Below are 17,355 nucleotides of genomic sequence, written 5' to 3'. Positions count from 1 at the left end.
TAAGCGTTAGCGCCACCCGACACCACAAACCGCACTCAACCGTGAAATTTGTCGAATTCGTTGAAAATCGGTCCTTGATAGGACTTTAACAAGGAATAAAGATCGCCATGTTATTACCCTGGCTAATACTGATTCCCTTTATCGGCGGCTTCCTGTGCTGGCAGACTGAACGCTTTGGCGTGAAGATGCCGCGCTGGATTGCGCTGATTACCATGGGATTGACGCTCGCACTTGGCCTGCAACTGTGGCTGCAAGGCGGTTACTCACTGACGCAATCCACCGGCCTGCCGCAGTGGCAGTCTGAGTTTATCCTGCCGTGGATCCCACGCTTCGGTATCACTATCCATCTGGCTATCGACGGACTGTCGCTGCTGATGGTGGTGCTGACCGGCCTGCTGGGCGTGCTGGCGGTACTCTGCTCGTGGAATGAAATCCAGAAATATCAGGGCTTTTTCCACCTCAACCTGATGTGGATCCTGGGCGGCGTTATCGGCGTGTTCCTCGCCATCGACATGTTCCTGTTCTTCTTCTTCTGGGAGATGATGCTGGTACCGATGTACTTCCTGATCGCGCTTTGGGGCCATAAGGCGTCCGACGGTAAAACGCGTATCACGGCCGCGACCAAATTCTTCATCTATACCCAGGCGAGTGGTCTGGTGATGCTGATTGCGATTCTGGCGCTGGTCTTTGTGCACCATAATGCGACCGGCGTCTGGACCTTCAATTACGAAGACCTGCTGAAAACCCCGATGTCCCACGGCGTGGAATACCTGCTGATGCTGGGTTTCTTCATCGCCTTCGCGGTGAAAATGCCGGTGGTTCCACTGCACGGCTGGCTGCCGGATGCGCACTCTCAGGCTCCGACCGCTGGTTCCGTTGACCTCGCGGGGATTTTGCTGAAAACCGCGGCCTACGGTCTGCTGCGTTTTGCACTGCCGCTGTTCCCGAATGCCTCTGCCGAGTTCGCGCCAATCGCCATGTGGCTGGGCGTGATTGGTATCTTCTACGGCGCGTGGATGGCTTTCACCCAGTACGATATCAAGCGTCTGATTGCGTACACCTCCGTTTCCCACATGGGCTTCGTGCTGATTGCTATCTATACCGGCAGCCAGCTGGCCTACCAGGGCGCGGTGATTCAGATGATTGCTCACGGTCTGTCGGCGGCGGGTCTCTTCATCCTGTGTGGCCAGCTTTACGAGCGTCTGCATACCCGCGACATGCGTATGATGGGCGGCCTGTGGAGCAAAATTAAGTGGTTGCCAGCCTGTTCCCTGTTCTTCGCTGTGGCGACGCTGGGGATGCCGGGCACCGGTAACTTCGTCGGTGAATTCATGATTCTGTTCGGCAGCTTCCATGTCGTGCCGCTGATCACCGTCATCTCGACATTCGGTCTGGTCTTCGCTTCCGTTTACTCGCTGGCGATGCTGCACCGCGCTTACTTCGGTAAAGCGAAGAGTGAAATCGCGGCCAAAGAGCTGCCAGGGATGTCGCTGCGTGAACTGTTCATCATTCTTCTGCTGGTCGTGCTGCTGGTTCTGCTGGGCTTCTATCCTCAGCCGATTCTGGACACGTCACACTCTGCGATGGGCAACATTCAGCAGTGGTTTGTTAATTCTGTTTCAACTACAAGGCCGTAATTCGCCATGACAATAACTCCACAACAACTGATCGCGCTGTTACCGCTGCTGATCGTCGGCTTGACGGTGGTGGTTGTGATGCTCTCCATTGCGTGGCGACGCAATCACTTCCTCAACGCTACGCTTGCGGTTATCGGGCTTAACGCGGCGCTGGTTTCGCTCTGGTTTGTTGGCCAGGCGGGCGCAATGGATGTGACGCCGCTGATGCGCGTCGACGGCTACGCCATGCTCTACACCGGTATGGTGCTGCTGGCGAGCCTCGCGACCTGTACGTTTGCTTACCCATGGCTGGAAGGCTACCCGGATAACAAAGAAGAATTCTACCTGCTGGTGCTGATTGCCGCACTGGGTGGCATTCTGCTGGCGAACGCCAATCACCTGGCCGCGCTGTTCCTGGGTATTGAGCTGATCTCGCTGCCGCTGTTCGGTTTGATTGGCTACGCTTTCCGTCAGAAACGTTCGCTGGAAGCGAGTATCAAGTACACCATTCTGTCTGCCGCTGCATCATCTTTCCTGCTGTTCGGTATGGCGCTGGTTTACGCCAACTCTGGCAATCTGTCGTTCGTCGCGCTCGGTAAGAGCCTGGCGGATAACATGCTGCATGAACCGCTGCTGCTGGCGGGTCTGGGCATGATGATCGTTGGCCTTGGCTTTAAACTCTCTCTGGTGCCGTTCCACCTGTGGACGCCAGACGTCTACCAGGGCGCGCCAGCCCCGGTTTCCACCTTCCTGGCGACGGCGAGCAAAATCGCTATCTTCGGCGTGGTGATGCGTCTGTTCCTCTACGCGCCAGTGGGCGACAGCGAAGCGGTACGCATTGTGCTGGGCCTGATTGCCTTTGCCTCCATCATCTTTGGTAACCTGATGGCCCTGAGCCAGACCAACATTAAACGTCTGCTCGGTTACTCTTCTATCTCTCACCTCGGCTATCTGCTGGTGGCGCTGATTGCGCTGCAAAGCGGCGAAATGTCGATGGAAGCGGTTGGCGTGTATCTGGCCGGTTACCTGTTCAGCAGCCTCGGCGCGTTCGGCGTAGTGAGTCTGATGTCCAGCCCGTACCGTGGCCCGGACGCAGAATCTCTCTTCTCCTACCGTGGCCTGTTCTGGCATCGCCCGATTCTCTCTGCGGTGATGACGGTGATGATGCTGTCGCTGGCCGGTATCCCGATGACGTTGGGCTTTATCGGTAAGTTCTACGTACTGGCCGTCGGTGTGCAAACTCACCTGTGGTGGCTGGTTGGCGCGGTGGTAGTCGGTTCGGCAATTGGCCTCTACTACTACCTGCGTGTGGCGGTAAGCCTGTACCTGCATGCGCCGGAACAGCTGAACCGCGATGCGCCGTCGAACTGGCAGTACAGCGCGGGCGGTATCGTGGTATTGGTTTCCGCACTGCTGGTACTGGTGCTGGGCGTCTGGCCGCAGCCGTTAATCGACCTGGTGCAGATGGCGATGCCGCTGATGTAAGGTTGAGTGTTGATGTGAAAAAACCGCCGATTTCGGCGGTTTTTTTATGTATGGAACTGCGAGGGATTACGCAGAAAAGAGCGCATGGTGATTACAGATGTGACAGTGAGTGTAGTATGTGTTCATGGAGAGTGATTCAGGGATTGAACGATGGAACAACGATACCGAATTGAGAGTGTAACGCTTAGAGATACCGGCGTTTTCGAGCACACCCATATTGAATTCCCCGAGGGGAGTCGTTCCGGTCACGAAGCGAAAAAAGCGGAAATTCATATTTTTACCGGGCCCAACGGATGTGGCAAAAGCACCATGCTGTATGCGCTTGCTGGCATTTTTGATCACGCCTCACCCAATCTTTCACCTCTCCATCAGCGATTCCGTAGCCGTAAGGCATCCGTTGTGTGTCGTTTCTGCGAAGAGCGTGCTGTTATCTCTGCCGGGGAAGAACGCGCTACGCGAAAAATAGCGATTGTTGGTGATGAACTGAGCCTCCTTACGTCATACAGGATGATTTCCCAGAGCGAACATTGGCCTGTAGAGGCATATGTAGATTTCGCCGCGTTTGCCTACTCAGGGCAGCGTTCGAACAGAGAAAAACTGCATACGTCAAAGATCGAAGAACTCGCTATTTCGCCATTTGAAGATGCTTTATCTTTCGATGCAACGGTCAGGCCTGCTGTTCTGGCAAAGTGGATTGCCAATAATCGAACCAAGGCCGCGCTGGCGCGCCTGGATTTAGCAGAAAGTGAGGCTGAAATTTATGATGAATCCTTATTAAGGATTTGCCGGTTTGTGAAAAATGTCTCGGGGCTCACGATATCATTTCGTTTAGAACGTTCGCCGCTGAGCGTAAAAGTTGAGCTCGAAGGCGAGAGCATTGAATATGATGTTCTACCCGATGGCCTGAAGTCCATCATCTCCTGGATTGCCGATTTAGCATTGCGTCTCGAATCCGTTCCGTGGCGTGTGCCGCGCGATATTTTTTCGCAACCTATTATTCTCTTTCTCGATGAAGTCGATATCCATCTTCACCCTGGCTGGCAACGTCGCATTTTACCGGCAATTCAAACGCTCTTACCTAACGCGCAGGTTTTTGTCTCAACGTACTCTCCGTTTGTGGTGGGCTCGGTAGAAGATGCCTGGGTATATCGACTGCCAGAGCAACGCTACGATCTGTGTAAGGATTCGGGGTCAATGGAATTAATTACCGCCATGAATTCATCTGCGGGGAAAAGCTATCAACTTATCCTGTCTGAAGTATTTGATATCAATGAGGAGTTTGACGTAGAAACCGAGTACCAGCTTGCCGAATTTAAACAGGCAATTCGAAAACATATTGTAGATAAGAATAATAAAGATGCCGTTATGCAGCTGGCCGCGCTTTTACAGGCTAAAGGTGAAGAGCTTAATGCCCTGGTAACAATGGAACTGCGCCAGATGCAACGGATATTGGCAAAATATACGGGAGATTAAATGTACGCATTTCACCGCAGCCAATGCCCGAATTATCTTACCGATTGCTGGGAACGCCTGGGACGTCATTACGAAGCGCGAAAACTACGTAATCAACGCTATCGATTCAAATGGTTTTCTGAATTTCGTTATTCGCTAACCAAACAGAAACTTTACGAGATGACGCAAGGGCATTGCGCCTTTTGTGATGGAGGAAGCTTAGGCGCTGAAAGTCGCATGACGCTCGAACATTTTAAACCTAAATCCCGAAAGCAATTTTATCGGCTAGCTTATCAATGGGAGAATCTCTATCCGTGTTGCGATACGTGTCAGGCGCAAAAGAGGGACGACTATGATGCAGCATTATTAGTTGGCGACCAACCTGGCTACGTTTTTGGTGATTACTTTATGGTGAACTATATTACGGGTGACCTGGAGCCTAATCCGTTGGTCGCATCTGAAAACCAGCATCGCGCTGATGTCACCATCGCGACATATGGCCTGAATTTAGGTGTGCGTAAAATCAGCCGCAAAAGAGAACTGCGCTATTTCCGACATCGTGATGCAAGTTTAGAGTTTATTGATGATTTTAGTTATCGCTACTTTTTAAGCGATGCTTAACGGTGATGAGTCAATAAGGGTAAAACCCCATCCACCACCTGCGCCATCCGCTCATAATCCAACCTATCCGCGGTATCGCCCTTTAAATGGTACTCGGTATTTCGGAAAAACGCCGTGTCGGTAATCATCACTGCCGGAATACCTCGCTGCCAGTAGTTAAGATGATCCGAAAAGTCGATGCCGGGAACAAATGACGGTGCGTTGATGGAATATACGGGTAATGTTTTAACTGATAATAAACCGGCCTTTACCTGACGTACGGCGCTAATATCCTGCATTCTACCGACAACGGCAATGAAATTGCCGCGACCAGGGTACAGCCAGCTCAGCCCAGCGAGGGGATAACGCTGGCTGTCGGGCGCGTCGTCATAAAAGCCAATCATCTCCAGCGCCACCATTAGCTTTACCGGGCGGGTGAGTGACGCGGCATGTACGGCGCTGCCCATTTCATCACTGCGAAAGAAGGGCGGTTCTTCTGAGGCATAGGCAACCAGCTCAACGCTCGCAGTGGGGGCCTGCTGCCCGAGCAGGCGCGCCAGTTCCAGTAACCCGGCAACCCCACTGGCGTTATCATCAGCGCCGGGCGTCCAGCGTGTTTGCTCGCCCTCCATGGCGACCGCAGCATCATAGTGCGCGCCAATGATGATAAGCGGCCCTTGCTGCGAACCATAACGGGCGATGATGTTTTTGTAAGGTCCGCCGACGATCGGAACATTCTGCTCGCTCACCGATGCGCCGCTACGCTGGAATGTTTCGCGAATATATTTCGCAGCGGTATTGAGATGTTCGGTGTTATCAAAACCACGTGGATAGAGCGTTTCCGACAGGTAGCGAACATCTTTTTCCAGCCTGTCAGGGCTGGCATGTTGTGTCAATGTGGGCAATGGAGAAACCCATGGCTGATAAACAGCAAATATAAAACTCACCAATATCACTATCGATATAAATATTATCTGCACCCAGCGTGCTTTTTTCATGTTTTTCAATGTGGCTGTATTTTATTTAGTGCTGAATCTTATCTCTTTAAAGGGTGCCGTGAAATGTTATTTTTTATCATTCATGCAATGAATGTGAAGGTGTTTATCATTCATAACTTCCATCCTCTCCAGGAATAATCCGCAAGATAGGGCTTGAGTGATAATTAACTGTATCAGATATAATGCTGGGTATATTTTATGATTTAGGTGTTGTTTTATTTAAAAAGGATTTTATATGTACAAGAATAAACTATTAATAATATCAATATGTAGTTTAACCCTCAGCGGTTGTTCTCATGGGCCCGCTTATACATCGGGTTCGATGTCAGGTTATACCTTGATGGGGTCAGTATCTGGCGCCTCTGCACAGTTCGATACCTCTCGCTACACCCATTACGACGACAATCCGGTAAAACAGGTCGCACAATCTCCACTGGCGACGTTTAGCCTCGATGTGGATACGGCCAGCTATGCGAATGTGCGTCGTTTTCTGAACCAGGGGCAATTGCCTAACCCGGATGCCGTGCGGGTTGAAGAGATGCTGAATTATTTTCCCTTGAGCAAACGCCCGAATGATAAAACTGCTTTTGGGTGTCAGGAGGGACAGAATTCCGCAGAGCGCGGCGTTCATATTGAAATTACCTCCGGCTGCGAACCTGTTTCTCATCCTTTCACCGTTCAGTACGAACTCACTCCCGCTCCGTGGAATGAACAACACACCTTATTACGTCTGGATATTGCCGCGAAAGAGTTAGCCAGCAGCGAGCGTCCCGCCGCCAATCTGGTTTTCTTGATTGATACCTCCGGTTCGATGGAAGGGGATGGCCGACTGCCGCTGATTCAATCGGCGCTTAAAATGATGGTCAATGACCTGCGCCCGCAGGATCGCGTCTCTATCGTCACCTATGCAGGTTCTTCCGAAGTCTTGCTGTCAGCGACCTCCGGGTCGGAGAAACAAACCATTATTCATGCGATTAACGATCTCAGCGCTGGTGGCAGCACCAACGGCGGCGCCGGGCTTCAAATGGCCTACGAGCAGGCGCAAAAAGGTTTCATCGAGGGCGGCGTTAACCGTATTCTGCTGGCGACGGATGGCGATTTTAACGTCGGCATCGACGACCCGAAAGCCATTGAAGCGCTGGTGAAAAAAGAGCGCGATACCGGCATTACGCTTTCCACGCTTGGCGTGGGTGACGACAACGTCAATGACGCGATGATGGTGAAAATTGCCGATGTGGGCAACGGCAACTACAGCTATCTCGACTCGTTATCGGAAGCGCAAAAGGTGCTGGGTCAGGAGATGCAACAAACGCTGGCCACGGTCGCTAAAGACGTCAAAGCGCAAATCGAGTTTAACCCGGCGCAGGTGATTGAATATCGCCAGATCGGCTACGAAAAACGCCAGCTGCGCGATGAAGATTTCAATAACGATGCGGTAGATGCCGGCGATATCGGCGCGGGTAAACACGTCACCGTGCTGTTTGAACTGACGTTAGCCGGGCAAAAAGGTTCGGTGGATGCGCTGCGTTATGGCAACACGCCCGCGAAAGCCGCCACCGGCAAAGAGAATGAACTGCTGTGGGTGAAGTTGCGCTACAAAGCACCGCAGGGCGAAACCAGCCGTTTGATGAGCCAGCCGGTGATGGCGACGTCGTTACAAAACAGCTTTGAGATGGCCTCTACGGATATGCGTTTTCTCTCAGCCGTGGCCGCTTACGGGCAAAAACTGCGCGGTTCTGATGAACTGGCAAAAACGTCCTGGCAGCAGATTGCAGGCTGGGCGGAGCGGGCTAAAGGTACGGATGAAAAAGGTTACCGGGCGGAGTTTATCCGGCTGGTGGATCTCACCGCAGGGCTGTCGCGCTGAACGAAGGGGGCGGTTTCGCCCCCGTCACGATTACAGCGTAATGACGGTAAAATCCTCCGCCATTTCGCTGGCCGGAAAAATATCCCGGCACTCTGCCAGCATTCGCCTGCATCCTTCGGCGTCATAGCGTGAACTGACGTGCGTAATAACCAAACGCCCCACGCCCGCATCGCGCGCCAGTTCGGCGGCCTGACGCGTTGATGAGTGCCCACGGCTGTTGGCTTTCTCTTCCATCGCCGTTTCCAGGGTGGTTTCATGCACCATCATATCCACCCCGTGTGCCAGTGCGGACGCGCCCTCGCAGGGTGCCGTATCGCCAAAAATCGCCAGCGTTTTACCCGGCGTGTTGGGAGAGAGATAGTCGCGACCATCAATCACGCGGCCATCTTCCAGCGTCACGCGCAGCCCGTCCTTAAGCTGCTGGAACAGCGGCCCCGGCTTCACGCCTGCGTTAATCAAGGCTTTTGCATCGAGTGCGCCCGGTTTTTCATGCTCTTCAACCCGATAGCCATAGCACTCAACCGGGTGATTAAGCTGATAGGCCGTAACCTTTCGCAGACCATCGTCCATCACAAAACCGGCGCTCACCTCGACGACTTCCATTGGATAGTCAGTCCATGAGCCGCTCAGGCGCAGCGCGGTTTCAACAAACTCGCGTAAACCTTTTGGCCCGTATAGCGTTACCGGGTTCATATTGCCCGCCATTGAACGACTGCACAGCAGCCCCGGCAGGCCAAACAGATGATCGCCATGCAAATGGGTGATGAAGATGCGGTCGATTTTTCCCGGATGCAGCGTGGTTTCCAGCAGTTGATGCTGCGTGCCCTCGCCGCAGTCAAACAGCCAGACTGCCGGTTGCGTTGGATGCTGATGATGCAGCAGAATGGCGGTGACGTTGCGCGTCCGGGTCGGTACGCCAGCGGATGTTCCCAAAAAAGTCAGTTGCATAACGCCGCTCCCATGGCGGTAATAAAAACAATAACGATTAAGGAGCCTACCATGATTCAGTGGCAAGATTTGCACCATTCTGATTTAACCGTCCCGCAGCTGTACGCACTGCTTCAATTACGCTGTGAAGTTTTTGTGGTTGAGCAGGCTTGTGTCTATCAGGACATCGATGGCGATGATCTGGTTGGCGAGAACCGTCATCTTCTCGGCTGGCAGGGCGATACGCTGGTGGCATATGCGAGACTTCTGAAAAGTGAAGATGATTTTTCCCCCGTTTCTATTGGTCGGGTGATTGTCAGCCCTGCCGTTCGTGGGGAAAAAGTGGGTTATCAACTGATGGAACGCGCGTTAGCAAGTTGCGCGCAACACTGGCCGGAACACGCGCTGTATCTGGGCGCGCAGGCGCATCTGCAGAATTTTTATCGCCACTTTGGTTTTATTCCGGTCACCGATGTTTACGACGAAGATGGTATTCCGCACGTCGGGATGGCGCGCGAGGTCGGGCAGGCGTAACCGGCAAGCGTTGACTATAGTTATCCCACAGGTTTAGCAAACATGGAGATAAACTATGGTTAATGAAACACATATTGACGACGACCTGACTCTGCTGAGCGATACCCTGGAAGAGGTGCTTCGTTCTTCCGGCGATCCCGCTGACCAGAAATACGTCGAGCTGAAAGCCCGTGCGGAAAATGCGCTGCATGATGTTAAATCCCGCGTGAGCCATGCTTCTGACACTTACTATTACCGGGCGAAAAAAGCGGTGTATCGCGCCGACGACTATGTGCACGAAAAACCGTGGCAGGGTATTGGCGTAGGTGCAGCGGTCGGGCTGGTGTTAGGTCTTTTATTGACCCGTCGCTGAGCAAAATCACACTCCCTAATCATGGGTACTGCTTTTTATAACCAGTACCCCGTATAATGTACGGTTTTTAGAATAGGGAGGTTCGCGTGCTATCCGTTTCTGCTGCGCTAAAGAGTCTGGCTGACTCTCTGTCGGACGATTTTCCCGCTACACCCGGCACGCGAATTATCGAGATCCCATTCCCGTTAACTGACGCATTCGACCCGCTTTGCTGGTTGAATGCGCAGGCCATCTGGCCGCAATTCTGGTGGCAGCAGCGCAGTGGCGCTGATGAACTTGCTGCCCTTGGCGCAGCCGTGTCGTTTTCCTCACTGGCTCAGGCCGAAGAATATTTAGCTCGCTATGATGCTGATGATATTCGTATTTGTGGCCTGAATAGCTTTGATGACAGGCAGAGAGCACTTTTTTTGCCGCGTCTGGAGTGGCGTCGTGAGGGCGGACATGCGTCGTTAAGAGTAAACCTCGCGAGCGACACCTCGTTGCAGGCAGACGCCGTGGCAGCGAAAGCGTTTATTGCGCAGCTGTCGTCACAAAGCGTCTGTCATACCTCCGCGCTGACGCTGGAAAGCGAGATCCATCGTCCGGGTGAAGCCGGATGGCGCGGGCTGATTGAACAGGCTACGCGTGCCATCGCCGACGGCGAGCTCGATAAAGTCGTGCTGGCGCGCGCCACCGATCTCACGTTCACGACACCGCCCGATGCCGGCGCATTAATGGCCGCCAGCCGCCGGGTAAATCTCAACTGCTATCACTTCTTTATGGCGTTTGACGCACAGCAGGCCTTTTTCGGCTCGTCCCCGGAACGGCTGTGGCGCAGGCGTGGTCTCGATCTGGTCACTGAAGCGCTGGCGGGGACCGTCGCCAGCCATTCTGACCCGGCTCAGGCGCAGCATCTGGCCGACTGGCTAATGAATGACGACAAAAACCAGCGTGAGAACATGCTGGTGGTGGACGACATCTGTGCGCGTTTGCAGGGGTACGTCGATACGCTGGATATCCTGCCTGCGGAAACGGTCCGCTTGAGAAAAGTTCAGCATTTACGCCGCATTATCCAGGCTAAGCTGAAGGAAGCGAATGATTACCGCTGTCTGATGCAGCTGCAACCCACTGCTGCCGTGTCTGGCTTACCGCGTGCGCAGGCCTTCGATTTTATTGATTGCTTTGAGCCGTTCTCGCGGGAATGGTACGCGGGCTCGGCGGGCTATATCAGCCGCCGTCAGAGCGAGTTTTGCGTCACGCTGCGTTCGGCAAAAGTGAGTGGTAACACGGTGCGCCTGTATGCGGGCGCAGGAATTGTCGCCGGTTCGCAGGCCGATTCGGAATGGCAGGAAATAGATAATAAAGCAGCGGGGCTGCGTTCTTTATTGTTCTCTGAGTAGAACATTAACGACTCATATCAAAATCTCATTGTTTCGTATTATTTATACTGAGTCGCAATATTGATACCGGACAAACATATGTCAGTAAGCGCTTTCAACCGACGCTGGGCGGCGGTGATCCTTGAAGCTTTAACCCGTCACGGCGTGCGCCATATCTGCATCGCTCCGGGGTCACGTTCCACACCGCTTACCCTGGCGGCCGCTGAAAACCGTACATTTATTCATCACACGCATTTTGATGAGCGTGGGCTGGGCCATCTGGCGTTAGGGCTGGCGAAGGTCAGTCGCCAGCCGGTCGCGGTGATTGTTACCTCAGGAACTGCGGTGGCGAATCTCTATCCGGCGCTGATTGAAGCCGGGCTCACCGGGGAAAAAATCATACTTCTGACCGCCGACAGGCCGCCGGAGCTGATTGACTGTGGGGCGAATCAGGCGATTCGTCAGCCGGGCATGTTTGCTTCACATCCCTCTGAAACGCTTTCTCTGCCGCGTCCGAGCCAGGATATTCCGGCTCGCTGGCTGGTCTCTTCGATTGATCATGCGTTGGGCTCGCTCCATGCGGGCGGCGTACACATTAACTGCCCGTTCGCTGAGCCGCTGTATGGCGAAATGGACGACACGGGACTCGACTGGCAGCAGGCGCTGGGCAAGTGGTGGCAGGAAGACAAACCCTGGCTGCGCGAATCGCTGCATCTTGAAAGCAATAAGCAGCGCGACTGGTTCTTCTGGCGGCAAAAACGCGGCGTTGTGGTTGCCGGGCGCATGAGCGCCGAAGAGGGTAAAAAGGTTGCCGAATGGGCGAAAACGCTCGGCTGGCCGCTGATTGGCGATGTCCTTTCGCAAACCGGCCAACCGTTGCCCTGCGCGGATTTGTGGCTGGGTAATGCGGCGGCAGTGAGTGAACTGGCGCAGGCGCAAATTGTGGTGCAGATTGGCAGCAGTTTGACGGGCAAACGCCTGTTGCAGTGGCAGCAGGCCTGTGAGCCGGAGGAGTACTGGCTGGTGGATAATCTCACCGGGCGGTTAGACCCGGCACATCATCGTGGTCGCCGACTGGTGGGCGAAATTGACCATTGGCTGGAACTGCATCCGGCAGAAAAACGCACGCCATGGTGTACAGCGATCCCGCGTCTTGCTGAGCAGGCATGGGAGAGCGTGCGTGCCATCAGCGAAACCTTCGGTGAAGCGCAGTTGGCGCACCGCATCCGCCATTATTTGCCGCAGCAGGGGCAGCTTTTTGTCGGCAACAGTCTGGTGGTCCGTTTGATTGACGCGCTAAGCCAGCTGCCTGCCGGATATCCGGTCTACAGCAATCGCGGGGCCAGCGGTATCGACGGTTTGATCTCAACGGCGGCGGGCGTGCAGCGCGCCAGCGCCAAATCAACCCTGGCGATTGTGGGCGACCTCTCCGCGTTATATGACCTCAACGCGCTTGCGCTGCTGCGCCAGGTTTCCGCGCCTTTCGTACTCATCGTGGTGAACAACAACGGCGGGCAGATTTTCTCGCTGCTGCCCACTCCGGTGGAGGAGCGTGAACGCTTCTACGCCATGCCACAGAATGTGCATTTTGAACATGCGGCGAAAATGTTTGGCCTGAATTATCATCAGCCGCAGGACTGGGCCGCGCTTGAAGCCGCGCTCGATAAAGCCTGGCGTACGCCCGCCACCACGGTAATTGAACTGGTGGTGAACGACACCGATGGCGCGCAAACTTTGCAACAGCTGCTGGCGCAGGTCAGTCATCTATGATGTTAAATGCCGTTGCGCGCGAAGGTGATGCCGGGCAACCGTGGCTGGTATTCCTGCACGGTTTCTCCGGTGATTGCCGTGAGTGGCAAACGGTAGGCGAGGCGTTCCCACGCGCCTCGCGGCTTTATATTGATTTGCCCGGTCACGGCGGTTCTGCCGATTGCCGGGTAACCCATTTCGCCGACGTCTGCGCGGCGCTCCAGGCGACGCTACTTAGTTACAACATTCTCAACTACTGGCTGGTGGGTTACTCGCTGGGCGGACGCATTGCGATGACGTTTGCCTGCCAGCATCAGCGGGAAGGATTGCTGGGCGTGGTGGTTGAAGGCAGTCATCCGGGGCTGCAAAGCGCAGAACAACGCGCGCAGCGCTGGCAATCGGACAGCCGCTGGGCGCAGCGTTTTGCCCGTGAACCGCTGAACCAGGTGTTTGACGCCTGGTATCGGCAGCCGGTCTTTGCCAGCCTGACGCCTGCGCAGCGCGACGCGCTGGTGGCGCTACGCCAAAACAATGACGGCAGCGCGCTGGCGGCTATGCTATTAGCAACGTCGTTAAGCGTGCAGGACGATCTGCGCGATGCCCTGCGCGATCGTCACTTCCCATTCTGGTATCTCTGCGGCGAACGCGACAGCAAATTCAGGGCCATTGCCGATGAGCTTGCCGCGCCTTGCCATGTAATTCGTAATGCCGGACACAACGCGCATCGGGAAAACCCCGAGGGCGTGGTGGCGTGTCTGGCGCAGATTGTGCATCTCTGACTATAGGACACACTATGATCTATCCTGATGAAGCTATGCTTTACGCGCCGATTGAATGGCAAGACTGTTCTGAAGGCTACACCGACATTCGTTACCAGAAATCCGCTGACGGCATTGCCAAAATTACCATCAACCGTCCGCGGGTGCGTAACGCCTTCCGTCCGCTGACCGTTAAAGAGATGATTCAGGCGCTGGCGGATGCGCGCTATGACGACAATATCGGGGTGATTGTCCTGACTGGCGAAGGCGACAAAGCGTTCTGTTCCGGTGGCGATCAGAAAGTGCGCGGCGACTACGGCGGATACCAGGATGATGCAGGCACGCACCATCTGAACGTACTCGATTTCCAGCGCCAGATCCGCACCTGCCCGAAACCGGTAGTCGCGATGGTGGCAGGCTATTCCATCGGCGGCGGTCACGTACTGCATATGATGTGTGACCTGACGATTGCGGCAGAAAACGCCATCTTCGGTCAGACGGGCCCGAAAGTGGGCTCCTTCGACGGCGGCTGGGGCGCATCCTACATGGCGCGTATCGTAGGGCAGAAAAAAGCGCGTGAAATCTGGTTCCTGTGCCGTCAGTACAATGCTCAGGAAGCGCTGGATATGGGTCTGGTCAACACCGTTGTGCCGCTGGCTGACCTCGAAAAAGAGACCATTCGCTGGTGTCGCGAAATGCTGCAAAACAGCCCAATGGCGCTGCGCTGCCTGAAAGCTGCACTGAACGCCGACTGTGATGGTCAGGCGGGTCTGCAGGAACTGGCGGGTAACGCCACGATGCTGTTCTACATGACCGAAGAAGGTCAGGAAGGGCGCAACGCGTTTAACCAGAAACGCCAGCCTGATTTCAGCAAATTTAAACGGAACCCGTAATGCGACACGCGCAGGTTTACCGCTGGCAGGTACCAATGGACGCGGGCGTGGTACTGCGCGAACGGCGGCTAAAAACCCGCGACGGATTGTTTGTCTGGCTGCGTGACGGTGAGCGCGAAGGCTGGGGAGAAATCTCCCCGCTGCCGGGCTTCAGCCGTGAAACGCTGGACGAGGCGCAATCCGCTTTGCTGGGCTGGGTGCAAAACTGGCGACAGGGTGCTGAGACCCCGTTGCCGGAACTGCCCTCGGCGGCGTTTGGCATTAGCTGTGCGCTGGCGGAACTGGACGACACGCTGCCGACGACGGTGGATTATCGTGCCGCGCCGCTGTGCACTGGCGACCCGGATGAACTGGTGCTGGCGCTGGCTGACATGCCCGGCGAAAAAGTGGCGAAGGTGAAAGTCGGACTGTATGAGGCCGTGCGAGACGGCATGGTGGTGAATCTGCTGCTGGAAGCGATCCCTGATTTGCAGCTGCGGCTGGATGCCAATCGCGCCTGGACGCCGCTAAAAGCGCAGCAGTTTGCCAAATACGTCAACCCGGCATTCCGCGATCGCATCGCGTTTCTCGAAGAACCGTGTAAAACACGCGATGATTCGCGCGCGTTTGCTGCGGAAACGGGGATTGCTATCGCGTGGGATGAAAGCCTGCGCGATGACGATTTCCGCTTCGAAGCCGAGCCTGGCGTGCGCGCGGTGGTGATTAAACCGACTCTCACCGGTAGCCTGCAAAAAGTGCAGGCGCAAGTGGCGGCGGCGCACGCGCTGGGTTTGACGGCGGTCATCAGCTCTTCCATTGAGTCGAGCCTTGGCCTGACGCAGCTGGCGCGCATTGCGGCCTGGCTGACGCCGAATACGATCCCGGGCCTTGATACCCTCAATCTGATGCAGGCGCAGCTGATTCGCCGCTGGCCGGATAACCCGCTGCCGTGCCTGGATATGCTGTCGCTGGAGCCGTTGCTGTGAGTTTTTCTACCTGGCCCTGGCGTTACTGGCGAGAGCAGCGGGGCGTTGCGTCTGCGCTGCGCCTCGACAATGAGACGCTTCACTGGACGCAGTTGTGTGAGCGAATCGACGCGCTGGCCGCCGGTTTTCAGGCGCAGGGCGTACGCGATGGTGACGGCGTAGCGCTGTGTGCGCGCAACCGGGGGGAAACGGTGCTGGCCTGGCTGGCATTGTTACAGTGCGGGGCGCGTGTTTTACCGCTTAACCCGCGTCTTCCCACCTCGCTGATTAACGCCTTACTGCCGGGGTTAACGCTGCGTCACGTGCTCAACCTGGAAAACAGTGAGATTGCCGATTCACTGCCACGCCTCACGCTGCGAGAATCCCCGGGTTATCACGATGTTGGCTGGCGGCCTGAACGCCTGGCCTCGATGACTCTCACCTCGGGCTCCACGGGCCTGCCAAAAGCGGCGGTGCACACCTGCGCGGCGCACCTTGCCAGCGCGCAGGGCGTGTTAAGTTTGATTCCATTTTCGCCGGATGAATGCTGGCTTTTGTCGTTGCCGCTGTTCCATGTCTCCGGGCAAGGGATTTTCTGGCGCTGGCTCTATTCTGGCGCGCAGATGGCGGTGAGCGAGCGACCACTCGCCCAGGCACTACACGGATGTACACATGCCTCACTCGTGCCGACTCAGCTTTGGCGCTTGTTGAATGATGAACAGCCGCTGTCGCTGAAAGCCGTGCTGTTGGGCGGCGCGGCCATTCCTGCCGACCTGACCAAACAGGCAAGCGCGATGGGGATCCGTACCTTCTGTGGCTACGGACTTACCGAATTTGCCTCGACGGTTTGTGCGCGTGAAGCCAACGGCGGCGATGATGTGGGAACGCCGCTTGCCGGGCGTGAGCTCAAACTGGTGAAGGGTGAAGTCTGGCTGCGCGCGCAAAGTATGGCCTCGGGCTACTGGCGCGATGGCGCGCTTGTGCCGCTGGTGAATGCCGAAGGTTGGTTTGCCACGCGCGATCGTGGCGAAATTCGCGACGGTAAGCTCTATATTGTCGGGCGCATGGATAACCTCTTCTTTAGCGGCGGGGAAGGTATCCAACCTGAAGCCGTGGAGCGGGTCATTGTGGCGCATCCTGCGGTCTCGCAGGTGTTTATCGTTCCTGTGGATGATCCTGAGTTTGGGCAGCGCCCGGTCGCGGTAGTGGATAGCGAAAGCGATGTCGACCTTTCTGTACTGGCGGGTTGGGCGAAAGATCAACTGGCGGGCTTCCAGCAACCGTGCCGCTGGCTGCGGTTACCGGAAACGATGAAAAATAGCGGGATTAAGGTCTCTCGCCATCAGTTGCGAGAGTGGGTTGCGCAAAAATTAAAGTAACCCTTTCAGCGTCAATGTCTTGCGAGTGGCGACGTTCAGATCGTAGCTCGCAAGATCTTCCGGTTTTACCCACGCGTAGTCCTGAAACTCATCGTTCAGCACAATCTCACGGTTGGCGCTGACGCAGTCGAAAATCAGGTAAATCATATAAATCTCTTCCTGATGGCCATCGGCGTAAGTTTTGGTGCGCACGTCGTCGCTAAAGGTCCACGGTGTAATGTGGCTTAACACCAGTTTTTCCCCGAGTTCTTCGCGAATTTCGCGACGTAGCGCCTCTTCAATTTTCTCGCCGGGCTCTACGCCGCCACCCGAAAGCGCCCACTGACCGGGGAAGACGCCACGATCGTCCGCCATTTTGCACAGTAACCAGGCGCCATTATTTTGAATGAGCGGGCATACAATCGTTCTTTGACGCATAAGTAAATCCTTATATAAGACGGAGT

At 55.3% G+C, this 17,355-nt stretch carries 15 protein-coding genes and 1 pseudogene; 13 read left to right on the top strand and 3 right to left on the bottom strand.

Annotation, left to right across the window (positions count from 1 at the left end; genetic code table 11):
• Positions 1–107: 107 nt before the first annotated feature.
• The 4 genes from nuoM (at position 108) to AC1MKH_RS16905 (ending at position 5,174) form a co-directional block, all read left to right on the top strand.
• Positions 108–1,637, top strand: coding sequence for an NADH-quinone oxidoreductase subunit M (gene nuoM / locus AC1MKH_RS16920; protein ID WP_276219761.1), 1,530 nt, complete (start codon positions 108–110; stop codon positions 1,635–1,637).
• Between the two features lie 6 nt (positions 1,638–1,643).
• The gene (nuoN, locus tag AC1MKH_RS16915; protein ID WP_015963662.1) at positions 1,644–3,101 is read left to right on the top strand and encodes an NADH-quinone oxidoreductase subunit NuoN; all 1,458 of its coding nucleotides are present in this window, start codon (positions 1,644–1,646) and stop codon (positions 3,099–3,101) included.
• A gap of 150 nt (positions 3,102–3,251) precedes the next feature.
• Positions 3,252–4,574, top strand: a complete 1,323-nt coding sequence (locus tag AC1MKH_RS16910) for an AAA family ATPase (protein WP_276219762.1) — start codon at positions 3,252–3,254, stop codon at positions 4,572–4,574.
• Positions 4,575–5,174, top strand: coding sequence for an HNH endonuclease family protein (locus AC1MKH_RS16905; protein ID WP_276219763.1), 600 nt, complete (start codon positions 4,575–4,577; stop codon positions 5,172–5,174).
• On the opposite strand, the gene AC1MKH_RS16900 is transcribed toward AC1MKH_RS16905, so the two are convergent.
• The gene (locus AC1MKH_RS16900; RefSeq protein ID WP_276219764.1) at positions 5,171–6,151 is read right to left on the bottom strand and encodes a M28 family peptidase; all 981 of its coding nucleotides are present in this window, start codon (positions 6,149–6,151) and stop codon (positions 5,171–5,173) included. The genes AC1MKH_RS16905 and AC1MKH_RS16900 overlap by 4 nt on opposite strands.
• A gap of 376 nt (positions 6,152–6,527) precedes the next feature.
• Between AC1MKH_RS16900 and AC1MKH_RS16895 the strand changes: the two are divergent.
• Positions 6,528–8,018 (top strand): annotated as a pseudogene (locus AC1MKH_RS16895) (vWA domain-containing protein); the annotation flags it as partial.
• 30 nt (positions 8,019–8,048) lie between these two features.
• Here the strand turns inward: AC1MKH_RS16895 and rbn are convergent.
• The gene (gene rbn, locus AC1MKH_RS16890; RefSeq protein ID WP_276219766.1) at positions 8,049–8,966 is read right to left on the bottom strand and encodes a ribonuclease BN; all 918 of its coding nucleotides are present in this window, start codon (positions 8,964–8,966) and stop codon (positions 8,049–8,051) included.
• Positions 8,967–9,017: 51 nt separating this feature from the next.
• On the opposite strand from rbn, the gene AC1MKH_RS16885 reads away from it, so the two are divergent.
• The 8 genes from AC1MKH_RS16885 to menE all read left to right on the top strand — a co-directional run bounded on the left by AC1MKH_RS16885 (position 9,018) and on the right by menE (position 16,912).
• The gene (locus AC1MKH_RS16885) at positions 9,018–9,479 is read left to right on the top strand and encodes a GNAT family N-acetyltransferase (protein WP_276219767.1); all 462 of its coding nucleotides are present in this window, start codon (positions 9,018–9,020) and stop codon (positions 9,477–9,479) included.
• 55 nt (positions 9,480–9,534) lie between these two features.
• Positions 9,535–9,831 carry a stress response protein ElaB gene (gene elaB / locus AC1MKH_RS16880; protein WP_015963665.1) on the top strand — a complete coding sequence of 99 codons (297 nt, stop codon included), beginning with the start codon at positions 9,535–9,537 and terminating at the stop codon, positions 9,829–9,831.
• A gap of 86 nt (positions 9,832–9,917) precedes the next feature.
• Positions 9,918–11,210, top strand: coding sequence for an isochorismate synthase MenF (gene menF, locus AC1MKH_RS16875; protein ID WP_276219768.1), 1,293 nt, complete (start codon positions 9,918–9,920; stop codon positions 11,208–11,210).
• Positions 11,211–11,288: 78 nt separating this feature from the next.
• Complete coding sequence (gene menD, locus AC1MKH_RS16870; RefSeq protein ID WP_276219769.1) at positions 11,289–12,959, top strand: 2-succinyl-5-enolpyruvyl-6-hydroxy-3-cyclohexene-1-carboxylic-acid synthase; 1,671 nt, start codon at positions 11,289–11,291, stop codon at positions 12,957–12,959.
• A complete protein-coding gene (gene menH, locus AC1MKH_RS16865) occupies positions 12,956–13,717 on the top strand; it encodes a 2-succinyl-6-hydroxy-2,4-cyclohexadiene-1-carboxylate synthase (protein ID WP_276219770.1) in 762 nt (253 codons plus the stop codon). Before menD ends, menH begins: the two co-directional genes overlap by 4 nt.
• 14 nt (positions 13,718–13,731) lie before the next feature.
• Positions 13,732–14,589: a 1,4-dihydroxy-2-naphthoyl-CoA synthase gene (gene menB / locus AC1MKH_RS16860; protein WP_276219771.1), complete on the top strand. Its 858-nt coding sequence runs from the start codon at positions 13,732–13,734 to the stop codon at positions 14,587–14,589.
• On the top strand, positions 14,589–15,554 hold the full coding sequence (gene menC / locus AC1MKH_RS16855) for an o-succinylbenzoate synthase (RefSeq protein ID WP_276219772.1): 966 nt from the start codon (positions 14,589–14,591) through the stop codon (positions 15,552–15,554). Before menB ends, menC begins: the two co-directional genes overlap by 1 nt.
• Entirely contained in the window at positions 15,551–16,912 is a 1,362-nt protein-coding gene (gene menE, locus AC1MKH_RS16850; protein ID WP_276219773.1) for an o-succinylbenzoate--CoA ligase, read from the top strand. Before menC ends, menE begins: the two co-directional genes overlap by 4 nt.
• On the opposite strand, the gene nudI is transcribed toward menE, so the two are convergent.
• Positions 16,904–17,329 carry a nucleoside triphosphatase NudI gene (gene nudI, locus AC1MKH_RS16845; protein ID WP_276219774.1) on the bottom strand — a complete coding sequence of 142 codons (426 nt, stop codon included), beginning with the start codon at positions 17,327–17,329 and terminating at the stop codon, positions 16,904–16,906. The genes menE and nudI overlap by 9 nt on opposite strands.
• Between the last annotated feature and the right edge of the window lie 26 nt (positions 17,330–17,355).

The sequence above is a fragment of the Pseudocitrobacter sp. CD920760 genome, from assembly GCF_057782505.1.
Note: the sequence above shows the minus strand (reverse complement) of the source record. Positions and strands in the feature narration are given on the sequence as shown.

Bases quoted from the DNA above. Each gene is read 5' to 3' on its own strand.
- AC1MKH_RS16910 (WP_276219762.1), top strand. From the start codon at position 3,252: ATGGAACAACGATACCGAATTGAGAGTGTAACGCTTAGAGATACCGGC.
- AC1MKH_RS16885 (WP_276219767.1), top strand. From the start codon at position 9,018: ATGATTCAGTGGCAAGATTTGCACCATTCTGATTTAACCGTCCCGCAG.
- elaB (WP_015963665.1), top strand. From the start codon at position 9,535: ATGGTTAATGAAACACATATTGACGACGACCTGACTCTGCTGAGCGAT.
- menD (WP_276219769.1), top strand. From the start codon at position 11,289: ATGTCAGTAAGCGCTTTCAACCGACGCTGGGCGGCGGTGATCCTTGAA.
- nuoM (WP_276219761.1), top strand. From the start codon at position 108: ATGTTATTACCCTGGCTAATACTGATTCCCTTTATCGGCGGCTTCCTG.
- rbn (WP_276219766.1), bottom strand. From the start codon at position 8,966: ATGCAACTGACTTTTTTGGGAACATCCGCTGGCGTACCGACCCGGACG.
- AC1MKH_RS16905 (WP_276219763.1), top strand. From the start codon at position 4,575: ATGTACGCATTTCACCGCAGCCAATGCCCGAATTATCTTACCGATTGC.
- menH (WP_276219770.1), top strand. From the start codon at position 12,956: ATGATGTTAAATGCCGTTGCGCGCGAAGGTGATGCCGGGCAACCGTGG.
- menB (WP_276219771.1), top strand. From the start codon at position 13,732: ATGATCTATCCTGATGAAGCTATGCTTTACGCGCCGATTGAATGGCAA.
- menC (WP_276219772.1), top strand. From the start codon at position 14,589: ATGCGACACGCGCAGGTTTACCGCTGGCAGGTACCAATGGACGCGGGC.
- nudI (WP_276219774.1), bottom strand. From the start codon at position 17,329: ATGCGTCAAAGAACGATTGTATGCCCGCTCATTCAAAATAATGGCGCC.
- AC1MKH_RS16900 (WP_276219764.1), bottom strand. From the start codon at position 6,151: ATGAAAAAAGCACGCTGGGTGCAGATAATATTTATATCGATAGTGATA.
- nuoN (WP_015963662.1), top strand. From the start codon at position 1,644: ATGACAATAACTCCACAACAACTGATCGCGCTGTTACCGCTGCTGATC.